The sequence below is a fragment of the Bradyrhizobium sp. B097 genome (assembly GCF_038957035.1).
Classification (GTDB): domain Bacteria; phylum Pseudomonadota; class Alphaproteobacteria; order Rhizobiales; family Xanthobacteraceae; genus Bradyrhizobium.
Genome location: NZ_CP152412.1, coordinates 4,643,390 through 4,667,297 on the forward strand (window position 1 = coordinate 4,643,390; position 23,908 = coordinate 4,667,297).

The window sequence follows — 23,908 nt, forward strand, 5'->3', positions numbered from 1 at the left end:
TGTTCGATCGCCGATCAGCGGTGCAGCCACATGCGGATCGCCAGCAGCAGTTGCTCGGTGTTCACGGGTTTCGCCAGATAATCGGATGCGCCTGCTTCCAGGCATTTCTCCCGGTCACCTTTCATCGCCTTCGCGGTCAGCGCGATGATCGGCAGCCGCGCAAAGGCGGGATTTTGCCGGATGGCGCCGATGGTCTGGTAACCGTCCATCTGCGGCATCATGATGTCCATCAGCACGATCGCGATCTTCGGATTGGACTCGACCAGCGAAATCGCCTCGTGACCGGTTGTCGCAGTCAACACCTTCATACCTCGCCGCTCCAGCACACTCGACAGCGCGAAGATGTTGCGGGCGTCGTCGTCGACCAGGAGCGCGGTCTTGCCAATAAGATCCTCATCGGAACTATTGAGCTTCTCCAGCATCCTCTGTTTTTCGACAGGCAATTCCGTGATCACACGGTGCAGGAACAGTGACGTTTCGTCGAGCAGACGTTCCGGCGACTCCACACCCTTGACGACGATGCTGCGCGCCATCGTGTGCAGTTCCGCGTCCTCTTCGGCCGAAAGTTCCCGCCCCGTAAACACGACAACGGGAATATTGGCGAGCGTCTCGTCCTTGCGGATATGATCCAGCACCTCGAAGCCGCTCATGTCGGGCAGGCGCAGATCGAGCACCACACAGTCGCACGGATGCTCGCGCAACGTTGCGAGCGCCCCTGCCCCGGTTCCGCTGGTCACGATCTCGATATCCTCGTGGCCGAGCAACTCGGTGATGCTGAGCTGCTCCGCCGCATTGTCCTCCACAATCAGCAGACGCTTGCGACGCGGTCTGGCGTATTCCTTGATCTGCGATAGCGCCGCGCTGACGCCCTCGGTCGTGGTCGGTTTGTTGACGAAGGAGAAGGCGCCGCGCGCCAGCGCATGTTGCCGGTCCTCGTCGAGTGTAATGATCTGGACCGGAATGTGACGAGTGAGCGGATTGTGCTTGAGCTGGCTCAGCACCGTCCAGCCCAGCATGTCGGGCAGAAAGACGTCGAGCGAAACCGCGCTCGGCTGGAACTGCTTGGCGAGATCCAGCGCCTCGGCGCCGCGGCTTGCGACCAGCACCTTGAAGCCCTTGTCGCGCGCCAGATCGATCAGCACCCGCGCGTAATGCGGGTCGTCCTCGACGATCAAGAGGATCGTGTCGCCCGGCTCGAGATCGAGCCGGTCGTCCGCCAACTGCTCGATCACGCGCTCCTGTGCGCCCGACGACTGCAGCGCCGGCGCCGCCGTGTGCGGCATCGCCAGCGCCTGCGGGCGCAGGGCCACCGACGGTCCGGCATATTTCAGCGGCAGATAGAGCACAAAGGTCGAGCCTTTGCCCGGCGCGCTTCGCAGATGAATCTCGCCGCCAAGCAGGCCGGCCAGCTCGCGGCTGATGGCAAGGCCAAGGCCCGTGCCGCCATATTTGCGGCTGGTGCCGGCATCGGCCTGCTGAAACGCCTCGAAGATCAGCTTCTGCTTGTCTTGGGGAATGCCGATGCCGGTATCCGACACTTCGAATGCGACGACGGCGGGCGCCGCGTTCAGGATCGGATGCTCGGCGCTCCAGCCGCCGAGTGCGGCCGACACGGTCAGGCTGACGCCGCCGTCTGCCGTGAACTTGAACGCATTCGACAACAGGTTCTTCAGCACCTGCTGCAGCCGCTTGGAGTCGGTCACCATGCTGCGCGCAAGGTTGGCGTCGACATCGATGCTGAAGGAGAGATGCCGGTTCTCCGCCTCGTGCCGGAACGGCCGCCCGACGGTCTCGAGCAGGCTCGAGGTGAGGATTTCCTCGGCATCGACCGTCACCGTGCCGGACTCGATCTTGGACAGATCGAGGATGTCGCTGATCAGGTTCAGGAGGTCGGTGCCGGCGCCATGAATGGTGCGGGCGAACTCGACCTGCTTGCCGGTCAGATTGCCGTCCGGATTCTCGGTGAGCTGCTGGCCCAGGATCAGGATCGAGTTCAGCGGCGTGCGCAGCTCGTGCGACATGTTGGCGAGGAATTCGGACTTGTACTTCGAGGTCAGCGACAGCTCGGTCGCCTTCTCCTCCAGCGCGCGGCGGGCCTGCTCGATCTCCTGGTTCTTGCGTTCGACGTCGACGTTGCGCTCGGCAAGCTGCTGGGCCTTCTGCTCGAGCTGGTCGTTGGTCTGCTGCAACTCCTTCTGCTGGGTCTGCAATTCGCCGGCGAGCTGCTGCGACTGCTTGAGCAGCGCCTCGGTCTGCATCGTCGCCTCGATGCTGTTGAGCACGATGCCGATGCTGTCGGTCAGCTGTTCGAGGAAGGTGATCTGCGATGTCGTGAACGACGAGATCGAGGACAGCTCGATCACCGCCTTGACCTGGTTCTCGAACTGCACTGGGAAGACAACGAGATTCTTCGGCATGATCCGCATCAGCGCCGAATTGATCGGCACCGCATCGCCGGGAATGTCCGAGACGAGGCGCTGGCGCTTGTCGAGTGCGCACTGGCCGATCAGTCCTTCGCCGAACTGGACGATTTGCGGATGCGGATTGCTGCTGTCGCTGGCATAGGCCGACAGCAAGCGCAGCTGCGCATTCTCGGGATTGTCGACCTGGTAGATCACGCCCATATGCGCGTTGATCAGCGGCGCCAGCTCGGTCAGCAGCAGGCGGCCGACGGTCGCAAGATCGCGCTGGCCCTGCAGCATGTTGGTGAAGCGCGCCAGATTGGTCTTCAGCCAGTCCTGCTCGGTGTTGCGCTCCGTGGTGAGACGGAGGTTGCCAATCATCGTGTTGATGTTGTCCTTCAGCTCCGCGACTTCGCCGCGCACGTCGACCTGGATCGAGCGCGTCAGGTCGCCCTTGGTCACGGCGGTCGCCACTTCCGCGATCGCGCGCACCTGGGAGGTCAGGTTGGCTGCCAGCAGGTTGACGTTGCCGGTCAGATCCTTCCAGGTGCCTTCGGTGCCGGGCACGTTGGCCTGACCGCCGAGCCGGCCCTCGACGCCGACCTCGCGCGCCACGCTGGTCACCTGTTCGGCGAAGGTCGCAAGCGTCTCGGTCATGTTGTTGATGGTGTCGGCGAGCGCGGCCACCTCGCCCTTCGACTTCACCGTCAGGTTCTGCTTCAGGTCGCCATTGGCGACCGCGGTCACCACCTTGACGATGCCGCGCACCTGCTCGGTCAGGTTCGCCGCCATGACGTTGACGGTGTCGGTCAAATCCTTCCAGGTACCGGCAACGCCGCGCACCTCGGCCTGACCGCCCAGCTTGCCCTCGGTGCCGACCTCGCGCGCGACGCGCGTCACCTCGCCGGCGAAGGCGTTGAGCTGGTCCACCATCGTGTTGATGGTGTTCTTCAGCTCGAGGATTTCGCCCTTCACGTCGACCGTGATCTTGCGCGACAGGTCGCCGCGCGCGACGGCGGTCGTCACTTCCGCGATGTTGCGGACCTGCGTGGTCAGGTTCGCGGCCAGGAGGTTGACGTTGTCGGTGAGGTCCTTCCAGGTGCCGCCGACGCCGGGCACCACGGCCTGGCCGCCCAGCCGCCCCTCGGTGCCGACCTCGCGCGCCACGCGCGTCACTTCGGCGGCGAACGAGCGCAGCTGCTCGACCATCGTGTTCAAGGTGTCCTTGAGCAGCAGGATCTCGCCGCGGACATCCACCGTGATCTTCTTCGACAGATCGCCGCCAGCGATCGCGGTCGCGACCTCGGCGATGTTGCGGACCTGCGCCGTGAGATTCGACGCCATGAAGTTGACGTTGTCGGTGAGGTCCTTCCAGGTGCCGGCGACGCCGGGCACTTCGGCCTGGCCGCCGAGCTTGCCCTCGGTGCCAACCTCGCGCGCCACGCGCGTGACTTCACCAGCGAAGCCGTTGAGCTGGTCGACCATCGTGTTGATGGTGTTCTTCAGCTCGAGGATTTCGCCCTTCACGTCGACCGTGATCTTGCGCGACAGGTCGCCGCGCGCCACGGCCGTCGTCACTTCGGCGATGTTGCGGACCTGCGCCGTGAGGTTGCCGGCCATCGAGTTGACGCTGTCGGTGAGGTCCTTCCAGGTGCCGGCGACGCCGGGCACGTTGGCCTGGCCGCCGAGGCTGCCGTCGGTGCCGACCTCGCGCGCCACGCGCGTCACCTCGCCCGCGAAGCGGTTGAGCTGGTCGACCATCGTATTCAGCGTTTCCTTCAGCTGAAGGATCTCGCCACGCACGTCGACCGTGATCTTGCGCGACAGGTCGCCGCCGGCGATCGCGGTCGCGACCTCGGCGATGTTACGAACCTGCGCCGTCAGGTTGCCGGCCATCGAGTTGACGCTGTCGGTCAAATCCTTCCAGGTGCCGGCGACGCCGGGCACCTCGGCCTGGCCGCCGAGCTTGCCGTCGGTGCCGACCTCGCGCGCGACGCGCGTGACTTCGCCGGCGAAGGCGTTGAGCTGGTCGACCATCGTGTTGAGCGTTTCCTTCAGCTGAAGGATTTCGCCCGACACGTTCACGGTGATCTTCTTCGACAGGTCGCCCTTCGCCACCGCGGTCGCGACCTCGGCGATGTTGCGGACCTGGGCGGTCAGGTTCGAGGCCATCGAGTTGACGCTGTCGGTCAAATCCTTCCAGGTGCCTGCGACGCCGCGCACCTCGGCCTGGCCGCCGAGCTTGCCTTCGGTGCCGACCTCGCGCGCCACGCGCGTCACCTCGCCGGCGAAGGCGTTGAGCTGGTCCACCATCGTGTTGATGGTGTCCTTCAGCTCGAGGATTTCACCGCGCACGTCGACCGTGATCTTCTTCGACAGGTCTCCGTTGGCGACCGCGGTGGTGACGCCTGCGATATTGCGGACCTGCGCGGTCAGGTTCGACGCCATGAAGTTGACGTTGTCGGTCAAATCCTTCCAGGTACCGGCGACGCCGAGCACGTTGGCCTGGCCGCCGAGCTTGCCCTCGGTGCCGACCTCGCGCGCCACGCGCGTCACTTCCGACGCAAACGCGTTGAGCTGGTCGACCATCGTGTTGAGCGTTTCCTTCAGCTGAAGGATCTCGCCCGACACGTTCACCGTGATCTTCTTCGACAGGTCGCCGCCTGCGATCGCGGTCGCGACGTCGGCGATGTTGCGGACCTGCGCGGTCAGGTTCGACGCCATGAAGTTGACGTTGTCGGTCAGGTCCTTCCAGGTGCCGGCGACGCCGGGCACCTGGGCCTGGCCGCCGAGCTTGCCTTCGGTGCCGACTTCGCGCGCCACGCGCGTCACTTCCGAGGCGAACGAATTGAGCTGGTCCACCATCGTGTTGATGGTGTCCTTCAGCTCGAGGATCTCGCCGCTGACGTCGACCGTGATCTTGCGCGACAGGTCGCCGCGCGCCACGGCGGTGGTCACGTTGGCGATGTTGCGGACCTGGGCGGTCAGGTTGCCGCACATCGCGTTCACCGAGTCGGTCAGGTCCTTCCAGGTGCCGGCAACGCCGGGCACGATCGCCTGGCCGCCGAGCTTGCCATCGGTGCCGACCTCGCGCGCCACGCGCGTCACTTCCGAGGCGAACGAACGCAGCTGATCGACCATCGTGTTGATGGCTTCCTTCAGCTGCAGGATCTCGCCGCGCACGTCGACCGTGATCTTCTTGGACAAGTCGCCGTTGGCGACTGCGATCGTCACCTCGGCGATGTTGCGGACCTGGCCGGTCAGGTTGTTGGCCATCGAGTTGACGCTCTCGGTCAGGTCCTTCCAGACGCCGGTCACTTCCGGCACCTGGGCTTGGCCGCCGAGCTTGCCCTCGGTGCCGACTTCACGCGCCACGCGCGTAACCTCGGAGGTAAACACCGAGAGCTGCTTGATCATCGTGTTGACGATGTTCGCCGACTGCAGGAATTCGCCGCGCAGCGGCCTGCCCTCGACGTCGAGCTGCACGGTCTGCAGCAGGTCGCCCTGCGCCACCGCGGCGACCGCGCGGGTGACCTCGCGGGTCGGCCACAGCAAATCGTCGATCAGGGTGTTGACCGAGCTTTCCATGTCGGCCCAGGCGCCGCTGGCGAGGCCGAAATTGACGCGCTGGCGGGTCTGTCCCTCACGGCCGACGACCTGTCCGACGCGCGCCAATTGCTGCGCCATGCGCTCGTTGGCGGCTGCGATTTCGTTGAAGGCGTCGGCGATCTTGCCGTCGATACCGAGATAGTCGCCACGCATCCGAACCGAGAAATCGCCGCCGCGCATCGCCTGCAGCGATTGCAGCAGATCGTGCGAGGAATCGAGGCTTCCGTTCGATGATTGGGTGCGGCGTGTATCAGCACGGGGACGAGGCGGCGAACCGAGATCGGTCATGTAATTTCCCCTACGCGCTGGCCACGAATCCAGGGACTCGGAGAGGCCAGTGTGACCATAAGAATGACTGCCCTTGATCTATTCAAGCGGGAAAACGCCAAAACCGCGATTTGTGACGCAAACCGAGGGGCTTAATCGTCGATGGAACCAAAAGTTCCAATGCGCATTGGAACTTTTTGCGCAGTAGCGTAAGCCGTTCGTATTGCTTGGGCCTGATCGGCGCATTTGATTGCATTGGAACATTGGCCTCGCCGGAACGTTCCCGGCGTTGGCAGGATTGGTGATGGTTAAGAAATCAGACCGGCTCAAGCAGGGCATTTTCGAGAGCGAGCGCAGCTTCCGCCTGTTGGCTGGAGGGGCGATTGACTATGGGATTTGCACGCTCGCCCCCGATGGACGGGTGATCAACTGGAACAAGGGCGCCGAGCGCATCACCGGCTATCCGGCCAAGGCGATCCTCGGCAAGCACTTCTCGGTCTTCTATCCCGCAGAGGATCGTGCATCGGGCCTTCCCACCAAGGCGTTGCAGATGGCGCGGAAGGAAAAGCACGCCGTGGCCGAGGGCTGGTGCATCCGCAAGGATGGCACGCAATTCTACGCCTCTGTCGTCATCGATCCGATCTACGAGAAGCGCAAGCTGATCGGCTATGCGATGGTCACCCGCGACGTGACCGAGCGCCAACAGGCGCGCGCGGATCTCGACGCCAGCGAAAGCCAGTTCCGCCTGCTGGTGAGCAACGTCACCGACTACGCGCTGTACATGCTGACGCCGGCCGGCATCGTCGCCAACTGGAACGCCGGCGGCGAGCGCATCAAGGGCTATTCGCCACGCGAAATCATCGGCCAGAGCTTCGCGCGCTTCTACACGCCTGCCGACCAGGCCGCGGGCAGGCCGGCCCGCGCGCTCAAGATCGCTGAAGAGACCGGGCACTATGAGGAGGACGGCTGGCGGGTCCGCAAGGACGGCTCGTTCTTCTGGGCCAGCGTCGTGATCGATCCGATCCGCGACAGCGACGGCAGTCTGGTCGGCTTTGCCAAGATCACGCGGGACATTTCCGAGCGGCGTGAGGCGCAGCAAAAGCTCGAACTGGTGCAGCGACAGCTGGCGGAATCGCAGAAGATGGATGCGCTGGGCCAATTGACCGGCGGCGTCGCGCACGACTTCAACAACCTGCTGATGATCATTTCGGGCAATCTGCACCGGATCAAGCGCGAGGTGACGAGCGAGCGCGGCCAGCTTGCCCTGAGCGCGATCGAAACCGCATCCGAGCGCGCCGCATCCCTGACCAGCCAGCTGCTCACCTTCGCGCGCCGCCAGAGCGTCAACCCACAGACCATCGATGTCGCCGACAGGATCACCGCGGTGCGCGAGGTGCTGAGCAGCGCGCTCGGCGGCGCGATCAAGCTGAACTTGGAGATCCAGCCGGATATCTGGCCGATCTTCGTCGACCCGAACGAATTCGAGACCGCGCTGATCAACCTTGTCGTCAATGGGCGGGACGCGATGGCTGGTGGCGGCACACTGACGGTCTCGGCCCGAAGCGTACCCGCAACCACCGAGGTGGCCGTCAGCGTAGCCGATACCGGCGAGGGCATCCCCGAGGATGTGCTGAGCAGGGTCTTCGACCCGTTCTTCACCACCAAGTCGGTCGGCAAAGGGACCGGCCTCGGGCTGTCCCAGGTCCACGGCTTCGCCCACCAGGCCGACGGCCGGATCGAGATTGCAAGCACGCTTGGCAAGGGCACCACGGTCAGCATCTACCTCCCGCGCGGGACCGAGGCCGCAAAGGGTACGACCGCGGGCGACAGCGTGCGCGGCTCCGCAACGGTCCTGCTGATCGAGGACAATCCGGCGGTCGCCGATGCGAGCACGGGCCTGCTCGAACAGCTCGGCTACACCGTGCGCTGGGCTTCGAACGCAGAGGCTGCCTTATCGGAAATCGAGACCAACGGGGTCGACGTGGTGTTCAGCGACATCGTGATGCCCGGCAAGATGGATGGGCTGAAGCTCGCGCGCACGATCCGGGACAGGAGGCCCGAGTTGCCGATCCTGCTGACAACGGGCTACAGTGAGAGTGCACGCAACGTGCGGTCCGACTTTCCGGTCCTGCGCAAGCCGTACCGCATTCAAGACCTCAGCCGCGAACTCTCGAAGCTGACGGGGCAACGCTCCGTAAGCGTGTCGGACGATCTCCCGGCAGATGAAGATCTGCCCAGGAAGGCGAGAGCGCGGTCATAATTTTCAAATGGAGGGCTAACGGTCCGCTGGCCAGGTTCGCCGCACCAATTGCACCCGTTCGATGCGACTGCACTGCTCGCAGCGATATTGAAGGATGTCCCTGCCCTCGCTGCCCGGAGAGCTGCTCTCAAGCCGCATTGTCCTGATGCAGCTGATGCAGGAGATCAGCGTCAGCAACGGGCTGCGATCGTCATTCATCGATACCCGCGGTGGCGCGGTCGGATCGGCGATCATGGCGCTGGGCGATGCTATGGTGTTGGCTCTCACCACAAGAAAATGCCCACCTGTGGCTAGGGTTCCCGGCTCGAAACCAGATTCGGACTCGAGCCGGCGCGTGACGCGCCCTCCCGCTCGGGCGGACCGATCAAACCCTCGCGTTGCTCGGGCCCGGCCTGAGCCTGCCCTTGTCCGATTTGTCGGGAGCCGGCTTGCCGGTCGCAACGGCTCGATCCGTAAAGCTTCGGCTTAGCCGCTCCCGCACCGTGGGGAGGCGCTCGCCGCCGCCGGCGGCCTTCCACCGGCCGATGAGCTCGGTCACTTCGGCGCGCATCGCCATCAGCCGATATGACGCTTCGCTGCAATCCAGATCGCGGTTGACCTGATCCCGGATCGACGCCTCGACCAGGGTCATCTCAGCCCGCAAAGTGCTGATCTTGCGACGAATTTCGTTGATCTTGTTGTCCATGGCTTGTTAGAACAAAAATAGAACATATTGTCAAGTCACGATCCGGCAAGCGAGGTGAGCGATGAGCATGGCAGCGGTGAGATTTGGCGGGGTTGCGGAGCGGCTGGGCGGGCTGATGTCGCGTGCCCAGGCGCTGCGGTTGCGGACCCTGGCCGAGGAGGCCTATCAGCCGAACCAGTACGCGCGCGACCTGACGTCGGAGGAAGCCGAACGGCGCATCGATGCCCTCCGGGCCGAGATCGCACTGGCGGATTCCTTCTGAACCGCCCAACCCGGACCGGGCCGGACACTCCCTTAAGGCTTTGATATAGCGGCGCAGCTAGGTCTGTTCTGTTATTGCTGTTTGCCTTTTGGGGGAGTCTTTCGTGCTGGAGCTGGAGAAGCGGTCGCCGCTTGCGTTCCCGATCACGCTGAAAGACGGGCGAACCCTCGCAACCGTTGGCGACGCGGCGGATTACCTGTCAGCATTGAACATTGATCAGCGCGAGCGCGGGTACTGGAAGACGGCGATCATGATGTTCAACAACGCCATGCGCGAACCCGGTTATCTGAGGATCGCAACGATGAACCTGCGCTCTGCGCTGGTGTACGACCGCCTCGTCGATGACGTCGGCCACTGATTGTGGTGTTGCCGCTACAGCCGAATCGGCGCGCCTTTCGTAAGGCCCGTCCGTTATGGCCGCAAACAAGGTAACGGCGGTACACGCGACGGCCGGGTGCGCCATGCGCTTCGGCCGCACTCTCGGGCCGCCGCGGAGGGCCAAGGCGGCCCATTTCTTTTCAAAGCAATTTGGCGCGGACGAACAGCATCCGCAGCGCGGAGGTTGCCTGCACCGTCAGCATGGCGTTACCCGCCGCGCGCTCCAGCGCGACCAGCGCGTCGTCATGCAGCGAGCGGAACTCCATCCATTCGACGGCGCTGAGATTGCTGATGAAGCGGTAGGCCTGACCGACGGTCGCGAGCGTCACCGTCTCGCCGTTCAGCCGCACTCTGAATGTCGCCTTCAGCGGCGTGTCGGATTTGGAAACATCAGCCATGGCGCGGTTGTGCTCCGCGGCGCGTTAATGTCAATCTAATTTCTCTGCTCCCATGGAGGTGCGCCGGCTCCACGGAATCGCAATGTCTGTTAGCGTTTCGTGGGGGTGATTCGTGCCTGATCTTGCCAACACAGCCTATCTCGATGCGCTCAATTCCGAGCAGCGCCGCGCCGTCGAGCACGGGGTCGGCAAGGATGGTATCGTGGGCGCCCCGTTGCTGGTGATCGCGGGCGCAGGCTCCGGCAAGACCAATACGCTCGCCCATCGCGTCGCGCATCTGATCGTCGCGGGCGCCGATCCGCGGCGCATCCTGTTGATGACCTTTTCGCGACGCGCAGCCGCCGAGATGGCCGGCCGGGTCGAACGCATCGCGCGGCGCGTGCTCGGCGATCGCGCCTCGATCATGACCGATGCGCTGAATTGGGCCGGCACGTTCCACGGCATCGGCGCGCGGCTGCTGCGGGAATTCGCCGAACGCATCGCGCTCGACCCGGCCTTCACGATCCATGACCGTGAGGACTCTGCCGACCTGATGAACCTGGTCCGCCACGATCTCGGTTTCTCCCGCACCGAAAGCCGGTTTCCCACCAAAGGCACATGCCTTGCGATCTATTCGCGCTGCGTGAACGCGGAGATGCCGATCGAGGCCGTGCTGGGCCAGTTCTTCCCGTGGTGCTCCGGCTGGGCCAGCGAGTTGAAGCAATTGTTCGCGGCCTATGTCGAAGCCAAGCAGCGGCAGAACGTGCTCGATTACGACGACCTGCTGCTGTACTGGGCGCAGATGGTGACGGACACTGCGCTGGCCGAGGAGATCGGCGGCCGCTTCGACCATGTGATGGTCGACGAATATCAGGACACCAACCGCCTGCAGTCCTCCATCCTGCTCGCGCTCAAACCCGCGGGACGCGGGCTCACCGTCGTCGGCGACGACGCGCAGTCGATCTACTCGTTCCGCGCCGCCACGGTGCGCAACATCCTCGACTTCCCGGCGCAGTTCAGCCCGGCCGCCGAGATCGTCACGCTCGACCGCAACTATCGCTCGACGCAGCCGATCCTGGCGGCCGCCAATGGCGTGATCTCGCTCGCCAAGGAACGCTTCACCAAGAACCTGTGGACCGACCGGACCTCGACCCGCAAGCCGCTGCTCGTCACGATCCGCGACGAAGCCGATCAAGCCCGTTACATCGTCGAGCAGGTGCTGGCCAACCGTGAGGAAGGCGCGCTGTTGAAGCATCAGGCGGTGCTGTTCCGTACCTCCTCGCACAGCGGTCCGCTGGAGGTCGAGCTGACCCGCCGCAACATTCCCTTCGTGAAATTCGGCGGCCTCAAATTCCTCGATGCCGCGCACGTCAAGGACATGCTGGCGCTGCTGCGCTTCACTGCCAATCCGCGCGACCGGGTTGCCGGCTTTCGCATCCTGCATCTGTTGCCCGGCGTCGGGCCGGCCTCGGCGCAGCGCGTGCTCGACCGCATGACTGAGGCCGCCGATCCGATCGCGGCACTCGTGGCGCTGCCCGCCCCACCCCGTGCCGGCGCCGACTGGCGGCTGTTCGTCGAGACGATCGAGAACCTCCGCTACTCGGAATGGCCCGTCGACATCGAACGCGCGCGCCTCTGGTACGAGCCGCATCTCGATCGGATCCACGAGGACAGCGAGGTCCGCCGCGCCGACCTCATTCAGCTCGAGCAGATCGCCGCCGGCTATCCGTCGCGCGAACGCTTCCTCACCGAGCTCACGCTCGATCCGCCCGACGCGACCAGCGACCAGGCCGGTGTGCCGCTGCTCGACGAGGATTATTTGATCCTGTCGACCATCCACTCCGCCAAGGGGCAGGAATGGAAATCCGTCTACGTGCTCAACGTCGTCGACGGCTGCATGCCCTCCGATCTCGGCGCCGGCACGTCGGCTGAGCTCGAGGAGGAGCGCCGCCTGCTCTATGTCGCCATGACTCGCGCCAAGGACGATCTGCATCTGTTGGTACCGCAGCGCTTTTTCGTGCACGGCCAGGCCGCCAAGGGCGACCGCCACATGTACGCCTCGCGCACCCGCTTCATCCCGGAGCGGCTGCTGCCGACGTTCGAGCGGACCAGCTGGCCGCGCGCCGCGGCCGCGCAGGCCTCCTCCGCCAGCCGCGCACCGCCGATCGATATCGGCGCCCGGATGCGCGGCATGTGGCGCTGACCCGGTTCAAAAGGATTTCACGCGGGCGGGAACGAAGCCGCCGGTCCGGCGTTGAGGCGACGTTCGTAATCGGCAAACGACCATCCCGACGGCTTCGGCGCGCAATGGCACGCTGGAGCCGTCTTTTTTGCGCCGCGTCAATTCAGGCAGAAAACAGCGTCACCGGCTGGTCGAAGCCCTTCAGCGTATAGTCGGAACCGGCCGCGGTGATCATGTCGCGGGTTCGGTCGCGCACGGCCGTCGTGACCAGGATCTCGCCGGATTTTGCCATCGCCTGGGCGCGTGCCGCGCGATTGACCACCGTGCCGACCGCCGTCAGGTCGCGATGGGTCTGCCCAAATTCTCCGAAATTGGTGTCACCGCTGTCCATCCCGATCCCGATGCCGAGCTCGATATCGCCGGCGCCGATCGTCCGCACCAGGGCGTCGTGCCTTTCCTGGAAACGGCGCTGGATGTCGCGCGCTGCCAGCAAGGCCTGCACGGCATGGTCCTCCCGCCGCACCGGAAAATTGAAGATCGCGAACACGGCATCGCCGATCGTCTTGTTGAGAATGCCGTCATAGCGCCAGATCGCGGCGGCGCAGTCGTCGTAGAACGCATCGAGCAGCGATGTCAGCCCGTCCTGCGCGATGGTCTGCGTCAACGTGGTGTAACCGCGCAAATCGGCGAACAGGATGGTGGCGTCGATGGTCACGGCGCGTGCCTTCATGATCTTCGAGAAGGCCATCTCGCAGATCGTGCAGGTGTTCGGATTCATACGGCTCGGCCGGACACCGAACAGGCGGAACGGCGCCGATAACGGGCCGCGCAGCGGGATCGGCATATGCAGGTTTTGCCAGCAGCCGAGGCAGATCGTTGCGGGTTCCGGAGTCATCGGCGTGTCACCTGCTGTTCCAGCAACGAAACCACCCCACCCTGGCTCGGTCGGTCATGGCGTCCCCACGAGATTGCCGCGCTCAGGCGGTCGTCACGAAACTCACTCCAATCCGCGTCTTCTTGCTCCAGATCACCTGGCATTCATAGACAACCGAGGCGTCCCGGGCCATCACCAGGCGGAATCTGTGCGGGACGAAGGCCGGATTCTCGACCTCGATGGCCGCCCCTTCCGCCGACATGTTCACGATCGTGCAATGCATGACCGAACCGCCCGACGAGACATAGCCGGGTTCATTGACCTCGGTTCGCGGATGCTTGCGCTTTTCGTCCACCCGGCCTGCCCCCTAAACTTTCTTCACGCAAACGTGGGCGATCGGCATTGCAGGAGTCAACGGCTCCCGCGGCCCGCATCAGGCTTTCGCACCACGATTTGTGCGCAGCAGTAAGCCGAATTGCTTATCGCGCCCGTGCAGATGAGCCCCGCGTCGGTGCGGGCTTGCCGTTCGCGACGGCGCGAGGATAGCCTCACCCTATGGGCGATGCGCTGGCGCGACGCACGCTCCAACAACAACGACCAGGCGCCATGGGGAGACGCGCCATGTTCGAGATTCTCGATCGCCGGACGACTCTGACCGGCAACCAGATCAAGATCCTTGCGGCGGCCATCATCGGCGATGCGCTGGAGTTCTTCGACTACTTCCTGATCGGCTTTGTGCTCGCGTTCCTGATCGGGCCGTGGAAACTCACCTTTGGCCAATCGGCCACCGTGCTGATGAGTTCCGGCATCGGTGCCATCCTCGGCGCCTATCTGTGGGGCTGGCTCGCCGACCGGGTCGGGCGCCGCATCGTCTTCATCGGCACGGTCCTGAACTTCTCGATCGCGACCGGCCTGCTCTATTTCACGCCCGACAATGGCTGGGTCTATCTGGCGATCCTGCGCTTCTTCGTCGGCACCGGCGTCGGCGGACTTTATTGCGTCGACCTGCCGCTGGTGCAGGAGTTCATGCCCTCGCATAAGCGCGGCTGGGTCGGCGGGCTCGTCACCTGCGTGATCCCGCTCGGCGTCGGGCTCGGCGCGGTTCTGGGCGCGATCATGGGCACCGATCAGTGGCGGCTGCTGTTTGCGATCGGCGTGCTGCCCGCTGTCCTGGTACTGCTGGTCCGGCTCTGCGTTCCGGAGTCGCCGCGCTGGCTGTGCCGGCAGGGACGCTATGACGAAGCCCGCAAGTCGCTGGCCTGGGCGCTGCAGGTGCCACCATCGGAGCTGCCATTGCCGAGCGCGGCCGACGCCGGCCCGATCGTCAAGACAAGCTGGTTCGACCTGTTCAAATATCCGCGCAGCCTGATCGTCTCCTGGCTCGGCAATGCCGGGGCGCAGACCGGCGTCTACGGCATCACGCTGTGGGCGCCCGCGCTGTTCGTGCTGCTCTTGAAGGTCTCGCCGCAGGAGGCCGCCAAGATGATGATCCTGCTCAGCATCACCGGCTTCCTCGGACGCATCTCGTTCTCCTGGTTCTCGGAACTGCTGGGACGGCGCATCGCCGGCGGCCTGCTCGGCTTCGGCGCCGGCGCGCTGACCATCATTGCCGGCTATCACTACGACGCGACGCTGTTCGGCATGTCGGCGTTCTGGCTGCTGCTCGGCGCCGCGTTCTTCTTCGCCGACGGCGGCTTTGCGATCGTCGGCCCCTATGCCGCGGAGGTCTGGCCGTCGCATCTGCGCACCACGGGCATGGGATCGGCCTACGGCTTCGGCGGCATCGGCAAGATCATCGGACCGGTCGGGCTTGCCCTGATCGTCGGCTCGAACAACTACCTCAAGCCGGATGTGCCGCTGACCCAGATCCCGACCGCCTTCGTCTATCTCGGCTGCTGGTTCCTGATGGCGGGCGCCGTCTATCTGTTCTTCGGGCTCGAGACCCGAGGCAAGTCGATTGAGCAGATCGACAAGGAGCTCAACGCGACGGCTGACGTCGCGGCCTCCGCAACGATCCGGCGCGCCTGAGGGAGGCGAACATGAACATAACTTCTGCCGCTCTTGCCGGCGATCGCGACGTGATCGCCCGCGCCGAGGCGGTCAGGGACGCGGTTGCGGCCGCGTCCGACGAGATCGAGACGACCCGCCGCCTGCCGCCCGATCTGCTCGACCGGCTGCATGAGGCCCGGCTGTTCCGCCTGCTGTTGCCGCGCTCGGCCGAGGGGATCGAGACCGATCCCTCACCTTCTTCCATGTCATCGAGACCATCGCCAAGGCCGATGCCTCGACGGCGTGGTGCCTGAGCCAGGCCGGCGGCTGTGCGATGTCGGCGGCCTATCTCGACCTGCCGGTCGCGCAGGAGGTGTTTGCCGACCCGCACGCCGTACTGGCCTGGGGACCCGGCCCCAAGGTCAAGGCGGTTGAGTGCGAAGGCGGCTACCGCGTCACCGGGGTCTGGTCGTTTGCATCAGGCGGGCGGCACGCCACCTGGCTCGGCGCCCACTGCCCGGTCTATACCGCGGACAGCTTGCCGCGACGCGACGCCAATGGCGAGCGGGTCGAGCGCACCATGCTGGTGCGGACCGAAGACGTCGAATGGACCGACATCTGGAACACGGTCGGGCTGCGCGGCACCGCCAGCGACCAGTTCGCGCTGAACGATTTCTTCGTCCGCTCGGACCATTCGATCACCCGCGAATTCGATCGCGAATGCCGCGAAAATGGTCCGCTGTACCGGATGAGCAACCACACCTGCTATCAGGTCGGCTTCGCCGGGGTCGCCTGCGGCATCGCGCGCAGCGCGCTGGACAATTTTATCGATGTTGCGCGCAACAAGGTGCCGCGCGGCATGAAGAAGACGCTGCGCGACAATGCCGTGGTGCAATCCGGCCTCGCCCAGGCCGAGGTCAATCTGCGCGCCGCCCGCGCCTTCTTGCTGCAGTCGATGGCGGATATCTGGCAGGATCTGGTTGCCGGGCACAGTATTACGGTCGCGCAGCGCATGACGATCCGGATGGCGGCAACGCACGCCATCCACAAGGCACGGGAAGTCGTCGACTTCGCCTACAACACGGCCGGCGCCACCGCGATCTTCGACGGCCATCCGCTGGAGCGGCGCTTCCGCGACATCCACACCGTGACCCAGCAATTGCAGGGCCGCTTCAGTCATTTCGAGACCGTCGGCGCCTGGATGCTGGGCGCCGATGCCGACCTCAGCTTCGTTTAACCCGATTTCTCAGGGAGAAGAACCATGCCACTGGGTGGACTACAGCATTTCACGATCGAACCGCAGGACCTGGAGAAGACCAAGGCGTTCTATTGCGATGTGCTCGGGCTCGAGAATGGCGATCGTCCGCCGCTCGATTTCCCCGGCTACTGGCTCTATTCCGGCGGTCAGGCCACTGTCCATTTAATGGGCACTCGCAAACCGCGCGACGGCATCGTGGTGCGCGGCACCGAGAAGAAATATGAAGACACCGGACGGCTCGATCATATTGCCTTCGCCGCCTCCGACGTCGACGCCGTGCGCAAGCGCCTGCAGGCGAAGAACGTCAGCTTCCGTGAGCAGATCGTGCCACGCACCGGCGACACCCAGATCTTCCTCTACGATCCCGACGGCGTCGGCGTGGAGTTGAACTTCCCGAAGAGCTGAACCTGTCTTCGCCGGATTATTCCGCTGCTCAACAATTGGCCGGCGCATGTGCCGGCCAAATTTTCACGTCGGCAAAACGGTTCCCGACAAGGCCCTGACTCGGCCATCACTCGGGCGTGATCCGGTCCGTTTTTCTTCAACATTGAATGACGAATTAGCCGGGCCGCGCCGCTGCGGCAGAATAGCCGGGTGCTGCGCCTTTAACCTACCCCAGGGCCTGGTGGCCCGGCTATTCGTCCCCACTTCGCCGCCGGAAATGGCGCTAGTCCAGCCCGCGTTCGTGGCTGAGCCGGACCATTTCGTTGATGAAGATTTGTTTCTGCTTGTCGTCGAGGCTCGCATAGAGCGGCTCGGCGGCGTCGGCGACGCCGCGCTGATCGCCTGCGCGGTCATTGAGGAACTGGGCTTCGTTGCGCATCTGCTCGATGATGTCATCAGGCGGATCGCGCTGCGCGCGTGCAATGCGCAGGTTGAGACGGTCGGCGCCATTGTGCCCGAGATAATGCATCGCACTGTTGAAGCCGGCCCAATTCTTCTCCTGCTCCGGCGTCAGGTTGAGCTCCTTCTTGATCCGCTCGATGTTGGCGTCGCTGTTGGCGACGATCTGTTCGGCCGTGAGCTGCGGTGCGCCGGCCTGGGTCAGCACGGTCGGCGCTTGCTTCGCGCCCTTGTCCTTGGCGGCGGCCTTGGCCGATTTGGCGGCCTTGGCGCCTTGCTTGTCACCGGACGCCGGAGCCTGTGCGTTCTTGCCGTTGCCGGCGTTGTTGTTGCCGGTCAACACCCCGGTCACGCCGGTCACCACCCCGACAACGCCGCCGATCGCGCCACCCAGAACGCCGCCGACCGGGCCGGCGGCCTTGTTGCCTTCGCGCGCGCCGTTTTCGACGCCCTGCACGATCTGCGCATCGACCATATGAGGCACTGCAAGCAGCGTGACGGCGGCGGCCCCAACCGCGGCGCACAATCTCCATTGCGCTCGCAGCTTCGCTACCGGGATGAGCATGATCGGGTCTCCGTGATCGATGGTGGATTGTAGGACTGACGCGGCGGGCTGGTTCGACGAATCCGGAGCTTATCGTTTCCGGCTTCGGCAAGTCTATCGGTCGCGCCGGGCATCAACATGACGGAACACGGCGCGGTCAGGCGTGGCCGGAAACCTGCGGCTCAAGCGCGCACCGTTTACGAGCACCGCTGTACCAATCTCCGCGTGCATCGCAGCATGATCATCTGAAGCACGGCAAACCACGGGGCAACTGTAGTGATGCTGACGACACTGCCTGCGATTTGACCACAACGTTAGTACTACTTGGCATAGGCATCTCGTTTCTCGACAGCAGCCGGCAATTCTGTTCTGATCAGTGTGAATGAAATCCCGCGACGTCGCGCGAACGCGACGCACAAAAACAACAACGGGATTCAAAAAGTCTTTTGTCCGTCGGCTACCAGGGAGGGAATGCCATGTCACGGAAGAAGCTTTCGCGCCGAGAATTCGTTGCAGCGACAGCGCTGTCATCGGCGGCGCTCATTACAGCCCCCTACGTGCGTGGCGCCTACGCAGCCGGAAAGCTCTCGATGGGCTTCTGGGATCACTGGGTGCCGGGCGCGAACAGTGCCTCCACCGAGCTCGTCAATGAATGGGCCGCCAAGGAAAAGGTCGAGGTCCAGCTCGACTACATCACCAGCCAGGGCAACAAGAACATCGTGACCATCGCCGCCGAAGCGCAGGCGAAATCTGGTCACGATATCTTCCAGATGCCGACCTGGTGGCCACAGGCCAATGCCGAGCTGCTCGAGCCGGTCAATGACATCATGGACCCGCTCCTCAAGCTGAACGGCGACGTCAACGGCACGGTGAAGTATCTCGGCCAGGCCGACGGCAAATGGCTTGGTGTTCCCGCCAGCGTCGGCAGCCAGATCAAGGGCCCCTGCTCGCGCATCGACCTGATGAAGAAATACGCCAATATCGACGTCCAGGAGATGTATCCGGCCGGAAGCCCGCCGAAGGCGGACAACTGGACGCTCGATACGTTCCTCAAGGCGGCTGAAGCCTGCCACAAGGCCGGGTTCCCGTTCGGCATCGGTCTCGGCGAAACCAGCGACAGTGTCGACACCGCGGGCGCGATCTTCCACTCGTTCGGAGCGCAGCTGGTCGACGCCAAGGGCAACCTGACCGTCAAGACCGATGCGGTGCGCCAGTCGCTCGAGTACTACAAGAAGCTGCTCGCCTTCCTGCCGCCCGATGTCTCCGCATGGGACGATGCCTCCAACAACAAGTGGCTGGTCGCGGGCAAGGGCGCGATGATCATGAACCCGCCGAGCGCATGGGCGGTCGCCAAGCGCGATGCCCCGCAAGTCGCGGAGCAATGCTGGACCCACGGCTTCCCGGCCGGACCCAAGGGACGCTTCGCGCCCTACCTGCCGTTCTTCTGGTCGATCTGGTCGTTCTCGAAGAACAAGGAGGCCGCCAAGAGCCTGCTGTCTCACCTGTCGCAACCGGCATCGATCGAGAAGATGGTGGTCGCGAGCGGCGGCTACGACCTGCCGGCCTACGAAAAGCTCACGACGTTGAAGGTCTGGGAAGAGGTAGGGCCGCCCAAGGGCACGCTCTTCCACTACCCGAACCCCTTCAAGCACCAGACGCTGTCGATGGCGGCCTCGCCCGCGCCGCCCAAGGTCGCGCAGCAGATCTACTTCCAGGCCACCCTGACCAAGATGTGCCTGCGCTACTTCCAGGGTGAAGGCATGGAGAAGACCCTCGCCTGGGCCGAGGGCGAGTGCGAAGGCTTCATGCGAAGCTGACGACGAGCGAGCTTTCGCGCGACCGTCCGTAGTGCCGGCCGCGCGGGGTCTCGTCTTCACATCCCGGCCGCCGAACCGGCGCGCCGTGCAACCAACCCGCGCGAGGGACCTGCGTTATGGTTGACGTCGCATTCCAATCCAACCGTACAGCCGCAGCCCCGGCAGGGCGACGGCGCACCGGTCTGAGCAACGCGCTGCGGCGCAAGTCGATGTCCGCGTTTCTGATGGCGCTGCCGTTGATCCTCCTGATCGGAGTGCTGGTGATCTATCCGGCCATCTACTCGCTGCATCTGGCGACGCTGAACAAGGCGATGACCAAGTTCGTCGGCCTTGGCAATTTCGAGTTCCTGTTCAAGCGCGAGACCTTCTGGCTGGTGGTCAAGCAGTCCTGCATTTTCGCGATCTCGGCGGTGGTCTTCAAAGCGCTGATCGGCTTCATCGTCGCGCATTTCGTGCACAACGTGCCGGCCAACAAGCAGCGCAAATGGCGCGGCATGCTGCTGGTGCCATGGGTGATCCCGCCGGCGATGAGCACGCTGGCCTGGCTGTGGCTGTTCGATCCGTCCTATAGCGCCTTCAATTACACGCTTGCGTTCTTCGGCATCGGGCCGATCCCGTGGACCGGCGACGCCATGTGGGCGCGTTTCTCGGTGATCCTGGTCAACGTCTGGTACGGCGCGCCGTTCTTCATGATCATGTATCTGGCGGCGCTGAAATCGGTGCCCGAGCAGCTCTATGAGGCCGCCGCGATCGACGGCGCCAATTGGTGGCAGCGGATCTGGTACGTGACCTTGCCGATGATGCGCAACATCATCGCGATCACGACGCTGTTCTCGCTGATCGTGACCTTCGCCAATTTCGACATCGTGCGCATCCTGACCGCTGGCGGGCCGCTCGACCACACCCACATCTTCGCCACCTGGGCGTTCCGCGTCGGTATCGAGGGCAGCGACATTCCGCTCGGCGCCAGCGTCTCGCTGTTCATGGTGCCGATCCTCGCGGTCGCGGCGATCTTCATCCTGCGCGACATCACCAAACGCGGGAACGAATCCTGATGAGCACGGTGACGATCGACAAATCCGGACCGACCCGCAAGATCAAATACGGCAGCATGAGCCGCGACCGGACCTGGGCGCTGCGCTGGTCCTATTTCTTCTTGACGCTGTTTGCGATCTTCTCGCTGGTGCCGCCGCTCTACATGCTGATCACGTCCCTGAAAGGCAGCGCGGAGATCTCGGCAGCGACCAATCCGTGGTGGGTGTACCACCCGACACTCGAGAACTACATTCAGCTGCTGACCTCGAACCAGTTCCTGCGCTTCTTCTGGAATTCGGCGTGGGTCTCGATCATCGTCGTCACCATCACGATGCTGATCAGTGTGCCGGCGGCGTTTGCGCTGGCGCGGATGAAGTTCTGGGGTTCGGCGACGCTCGCGACTGGGGTGTTCCTGACCTATCTCATTCCGGACAGCCTGCTGTTCATCCCGCTGTTCAAGATGTTCGCGGTGATCGGCGATTGGACCGGCATCCAGCTTATCAATCGCTGGTACGTGCTGCTGTTCATCTATCCGACGCTGACGGTGCCGTTCTGCACCTGGATCATGATCGGCTATTTCGCCTCGATTCCGAAGGAGCTCGACGAGGCCGCGATCATCGACGGCGCGAGCTGGTTCCAGACCCTGACCCGGATCTTCATCCCGGTCGCCCTGCCCGGCCTGATCGCGGCGACGATCTTTGCCTTCACCGTCTCCTGGGCCCAGTTCCTCTATCCCCTGGTGTTCACCACCTCGACCGATCAGCTGGTGCTGCCGGTCGGCATCATCACGACCCTGATCAAGGGTGACGTCTTCAACTGGGGACAGATCATGACCGGCGCCCTGCTCGGCGCCGCGCCGCCGCTGATCATCTACGCCTTCCTGATGGACTACTACATTGCCGGCCTGACCGCCGGTGCGACAAAGGGTTGAACGCGACAAAGGTAGGATAAGGGTAGAATTCATGGCCGACGTCAGTTTGCGCAAGGTGGTGAAACGTTACGACGAGGTCGAGGCGGTGCGCGGCATCGACCTCGACATCGCCGACCATGAGTTCGTGGTGCTGGTCGGGCCGAGCGGCTGCGGCAAGTCGACGACGCTGCGGATGATCGCCGGCCTCGAGGACATTTCCGACGGCGATATCATGATCGGCGGCGATGTCGTCAACGATGTGCCGCCGAAGGACCGCGACATCGCAATGGTGTTCCAGAATTATGCGTTGTATCCGCACATGACCGTCGCCGAGAACATGTCATTCGGGCTGCGGCTGAAGCACTACCCCAAGGCCGAGATCAAGAGCCGGGTGACGGAAGCCGCCCGCATGCTCGACATCACCGACCTGATCGACCGCAAGCCGAAGCAGCTCTCCGGCGGCCAGCGCCAGCGCGTCGCGATGGGACGCGCGATCGTCCGCAACCCGAAGGTGTTCCTGTTCGACGAGCCGCTGTCCAATCTCGATGCCAAGCTGCGCGTGCAGATGCGGATCGAGATCAAGAAGGTGCACCAGAAGGTCCGCACCACGACCGTCTACGTCACCCACGACCAGGTCGAGGCGATGACGCTGGCCGACCGCGTAGTGGTGATGAACCACGGCAGGATCGAGCAGATCGGCACGCCCAACGAGCTCTATCACAAGCCGGCGACCCGGTTCGTCGCAAGCTTCATCGGCTCGCCCGCGATGAACTTCGTGCCATGCCGGCTCGAGGACGTCGGCGGCAAGCTCAACGTGCGGCTGACCGATCGCCTCTCGTTCCCGCTGCCGCCGGCGCGCGCCGCCCGCTACCAGGGCCTCTCCCGCACCGACAAGCTGCTGCTCGGTCTGCGGCCCGAGCATGTCATGGAGGCCCGGCCGCATGCCGAGCCCGGCATCGAGCCGTTCGATGCGATGCTCGACGTCACCGAGCCGATGGGCATGGAGACGCTGGTCTACTTCACGCTCGAGGGCTCCCCGCTCTGCGGCCGGGTCAACCCCAATGCCGGCGCGCAGGATGGCAGCCCGCTCCGATTGGCTGTGGACCTCAACAATATGCATTTGCTAAACGAGGTGACCGGCGCCGTGCTTTGACGGCGCACAAGAAACCTCAAGGGCAGGAAATGGCTACCAACAAGAAGAAGATTTTCATCACCCAGACTCTGTCAACGGGGGCACGGGTCCTCCTCAATGAACGGGATGATGTAGAACTCGTCGAATTTCCCAACCTGATCTCGGCCAAGGACTTCCAGGCGATGCTGGAGCAGCATGCGCCGGTCCATGGCGTGGCGCTCGGCGCGACCCGCTTCGGCGAGGCGGAGCTCGAGGCCTCCAAGGGCATGCTGGTGGTGACCCGGATCGGCGTCGGCTATGACGCGGTCGATGTGCCGGCATTGTCGCGCCGCAAGGTGCCGCTGATGGTCGCAGGCACCGCGAACTCACCGTCGGTCGCCGAGCAGGCCTTGTTCATGATGCTGACGCTGGCCAAGCGCGCGAACGAGATGCACACGATGGTCAAGGATGGCACCTGGGCGAGCCGGCTCGGGGTGCTGCCGTTCGATCTCTACGGCAAGACCGTGCTGATCGTCGGCTTCGGCCGCATCGGCACCCGTACCGCCAAGCGCTGCCTCGCGATGGAAATGAATGTGCTGGTGTACGATCCCTACAAGGCGGCCGGCGAGATCACCGCGGCCGGCTGTGAGGCGGTGCCGAGCCTCGAAGCGGCGCTGCCGCGGGCGGATTTCGTCACGATCCATTGCCCGAAATCGCCCGAAACGGTCGGCCTGTTCAACGCCGCGCGCATCAGGCTGATGAAGCCGACCGCCTACCTCATCAACACCGCCCGCGGCGGCATCGTGGATGAGAAGGCGCTGCACGACGCGCTGGTGTCGGGCAAGCTTGCCGGCGCCGGCCTCGACGTGTTCGAGGTCGAGCCTCCGCCGGTCGGCCAGCCCCTGCACGCTTTGCCAAATGTGATCATGGCACCGCACGTCGCGGGTGTGACCGTGGAGGCTGTGGATCGCATGAGCGAGCAGACCGCGCGCAATATCCTGAGCGTGCTGGACGGCAATCCGCTGCGCCAGAACGTGATCAATCAGGACGTCTTCGGCTGAGCTTTCAGCCTTTCTCGTTGGCGCCGCAGCCGATCCCGCGAGGT

Annotated in this window: 19 protein-coding genes; 13 read left to right on the forward strand and 6 right to left on the reverse strand. The window is 64.2% G+C overall.

Going from position 1 to position 23,908, the window contains the following annotated elements; translation table 11 throughout:
• Positions 1–14: 14 nt before the first annotated feature.
• Positions 15–6,191 carry a HAMP domain-containing protein gene (locus AAFG07_RS21900; RefSeq protein ID WP_342729211.1) on the reverse strand — a complete coding sequence of 2,059 codons (6,177 nt, stop codon included), beginning with the start codon at positions 6,189–6,191 and terminating at the stop codon, positions 15–17.
• A gap of 391 nt (positions 6,192–6,582) precedes the next feature.
• Here AAFG07_RS21900 and AAFG07_RS21905 point away from each other — a divergent pair, with 391 nt between their 5' ends.
• Positions 6,583–8,538, forward strand: a complete 1,956-nt coding sequence (locus AAFG07_RS21905; protein ID WP_342721985.1) for a PAS domain S-box protein — start codon at positions 6,583–6,585, stop codon at positions 8,536–8,538.
• A gap of 364 nt (positions 8,539–8,902) precedes the next feature.
• Here the strand turns inward: AAFG07_RS21905 and AAFG07_RS21910 are convergent, their stop codons facing one another.
• Positions 8,903–9,223: a hypothetical protein gene (locus AAFG07_RS21910; protein WP_342721986.1), complete on the reverse strand. Its 321-nt coding sequence runs from the start codon at positions 9,221–9,223 to the stop codon at positions 8,903–8,905.
• A 61-nt stretch (positions 9,224–9,284) separates the two neighbouring features.
• Between AAFG07_RS21910 and AAFG07_RS21915 the strand changes: the two genes are divergently transcribed.
• Positions 9,285–9,485 (forward strand): DUF3072 domain-containing protein, encoded by a 201-nt coding sequence (locus tag AAFG07_RS21915; RefSeq protein WP_229166414.1) that lies wholly within the window; start codon positions 9,285–9,287, stop codon positions 9,483–9,485.
• 103 nt (positions 9,486–9,588) lie between these two features.
• Positions 9,589–9,843, forward strand: a complete 255-nt coding sequence (locus AAFG07_RS21920) for a hypothetical protein (protein WP_342721987.1) — start codon at positions 9,589–9,591, stop codon at positions 9,841–9,843.
• 160 nt (positions 9,844–10,003) lie between these two features.
• On the opposite strand, the gene AAFG07_RS21925 is transcribed toward AAFG07_RS21920, so the two are convergent.
• Positions 10,004–10,261, reverse strand: a complete 258-nt coding sequence (locus tag AAFG07_RS21925; protein WP_176531322.1) for a hypothetical protein — start codon at positions 10,259–10,261, stop codon at positions 10,004–10,006.
• Positions 10,262–10,373: 112 nt separating this feature from the next.
• Here AAFG07_RS21925 and AAFG07_RS21930 point away from each other — a divergent pair, with 112 nt between their 5' ends.
• The gene (locus tag AAFG07_RS21930) at positions 10,374–12,443 is read left to right on the forward strand and encodes an ATP-dependent helicase (protein WP_342721988.1); all 2,070 of its coding nucleotides are present in this window, start codon (positions 10,374–10,376) and stop codon (positions 12,441–12,443) included.
• Between the two features lie 142 nt (positions 12,444–12,585).
• Here AAFG07_RS21930 and AAFG07_RS21935 read toward each other — a convergent pair whose 3' ends face one another.
• Positions 12,586–13,317: an adenylate/guanylate cyclase domain-containing protein gene (locus AAFG07_RS21935; protein ID WP_342721989.1), complete on the reverse strand. Its 732-nt coding sequence runs from the start codon at positions 13,315–13,317 to the stop codon at positions 12,586–12,588.
• A gap of 82 nt (positions 13,318–13,399) precedes the next feature.
• On the reverse strand, positions 13,400–13,651 hold the full coding sequence (locus AAFG07_RS21940) for a PilZ domain-containing protein (protein ID WP_342721990.1): 252 nt from the start codon (positions 13,649–13,651) through the stop codon (positions 13,400–13,402).
• 266 nt (positions 13,652–13,917) lie between these two features.
• Here AAFG07_RS21940 and AAFG07_RS21945 point away from each other — a divergent pair, with 266 nt between their 5' ends.
• The 4 genes from AAFG07_RS21945 to AAFG07_RS21960 are packed head-to-tail and all read left to right on the forward strand — an operon-like array spanning position 13,918 to position 16,948.
• Positions 13,918–15,324: an MFS transporter gene (locus AAFG07_RS21945; protein ID WP_342721991.1), complete on the forward strand. Its 1,407-nt coding sequence runs from the start codon at positions 13,918–13,920 to the stop codon at positions 15,322–15,324.
• 11 nt (positions 15,325–15,335) lie between these two features.
• On the forward strand, positions 15,336–15,599 hold the full coding sequence (locus AAFG07_RS21950) for a hypothetical protein (protein ID WP_342721992.1): 264 nt from the start codon (positions 15,336–15,338) through the stop codon (positions 15,597–15,599).
• Positions 15,600–15,619: 20 nt separating this feature from the next.
• The gene (locus AAFG07_RS21955) at positions 15,620–16,522 is read left to right on the forward strand and encodes an acyl-CoA dehydrogenase family protein (RefSeq protein WP_342721993.1); all 903 of its coding nucleotides are present in this window, start codon (positions 15,620–15,622) and stop codon (positions 16,520–16,522) included.
• Positions 16,523–16,546: 24 nt separating this feature from the next.
• The gene (locus AAFG07_RS21960) at positions 16,547–16,948 is read left to right on the forward strand and encodes a VOC family protein (RefSeq protein WP_342721994.1); all 402 of its coding nucleotides are present in this window, start codon (positions 16,547–16,549) and stop codon (positions 16,946–16,948) included.
• Positions 16,949–17,210: 262 nt separating this feature from the next.
• Here AAFG07_RS21960 and AAFG07_RS21965 read toward each other — a convergent pair whose 3' ends face one another.
• Positions 17,211–17,861: a Spy/CpxP family protein refolding chaperone gene (locus AAFG07_RS21965; protein ID WP_342729212.1), complete on the reverse strand. Its 651-nt coding sequence runs from the start codon at positions 17,859–17,861 to the stop codon at positions 17,211–17,213.
• Between the two features lie 545 nt (positions 17,862–18,406).
• On the opposite strand from AAFG07_RS21965, the gene AAFG07_RS21970 reads away from it, so the two are divergent.
• The 5 genes from AAFG07_RS21970 (at position 18,407) to AAFG07_RS21990 (ending at position 23,864) form a co-directional block, all read left to right on the forward strand.
• Positions 18,407–19,747, forward strand: coding sequence for an extracellular solute-binding protein (locus tag AAFG07_RS21970; protein ID WP_212314438.1), 1,341 nt, complete (start codon positions 18,407–18,409; stop codon positions 19,745–19,747).
• Between the two features lie 116 nt (positions 19,748–19,863).
• Positions 19,864–20,802, forward strand: coding sequence for a sugar ABC transporter permease (locus AAFG07_RS21975; RefSeq protein ID WP_342721995.1), 939 nt, complete (start codon positions 19,864–19,866; stop codon positions 20,800–20,802).
• The gene (locus tag AAFG07_RS21980; RefSeq protein ID WP_342721996.1) at positions 20,802–21,713 is read left to right on the forward strand and encodes a carbohydrate ABC transporter permease; all 912 of its coding nucleotides are present in this window, start codon (positions 20,802–20,804) and stop codon (positions 21,711–21,713) included. Before AAFG07_RS21975 ends, AAFG07_RS21980 begins: the two co-directional genes overlap by 1 nt.
• 31 nt (positions 21,714–21,744) lie before the next feature.
• Complete coding sequence (gene ugpC, locus AAFG07_RS21985; RefSeq protein WP_342721997.1) at positions 21,745–22,845, forward strand: sn-glycerol-3-phosphate ABC transporter ATP-binding protein UgpC; 1,101 nt, start codon at positions 21,745–21,747, stop codon at positions 22,843–22,845.
• Between the two features lie 29 nt (positions 22,846–22,874).
• A complete protein-coding gene (locus AAFG07_RS21990; RefSeq protein ID WP_342721998.1) occupies positions 22,875–23,864 on the forward strand; it encodes a hydroxyacid dehydrogenase in 990 nt (329 codons plus the stop codon).
• The last annotated feature ends 44 nt before the right edge of the window (positions 23,865–23,908 follow it).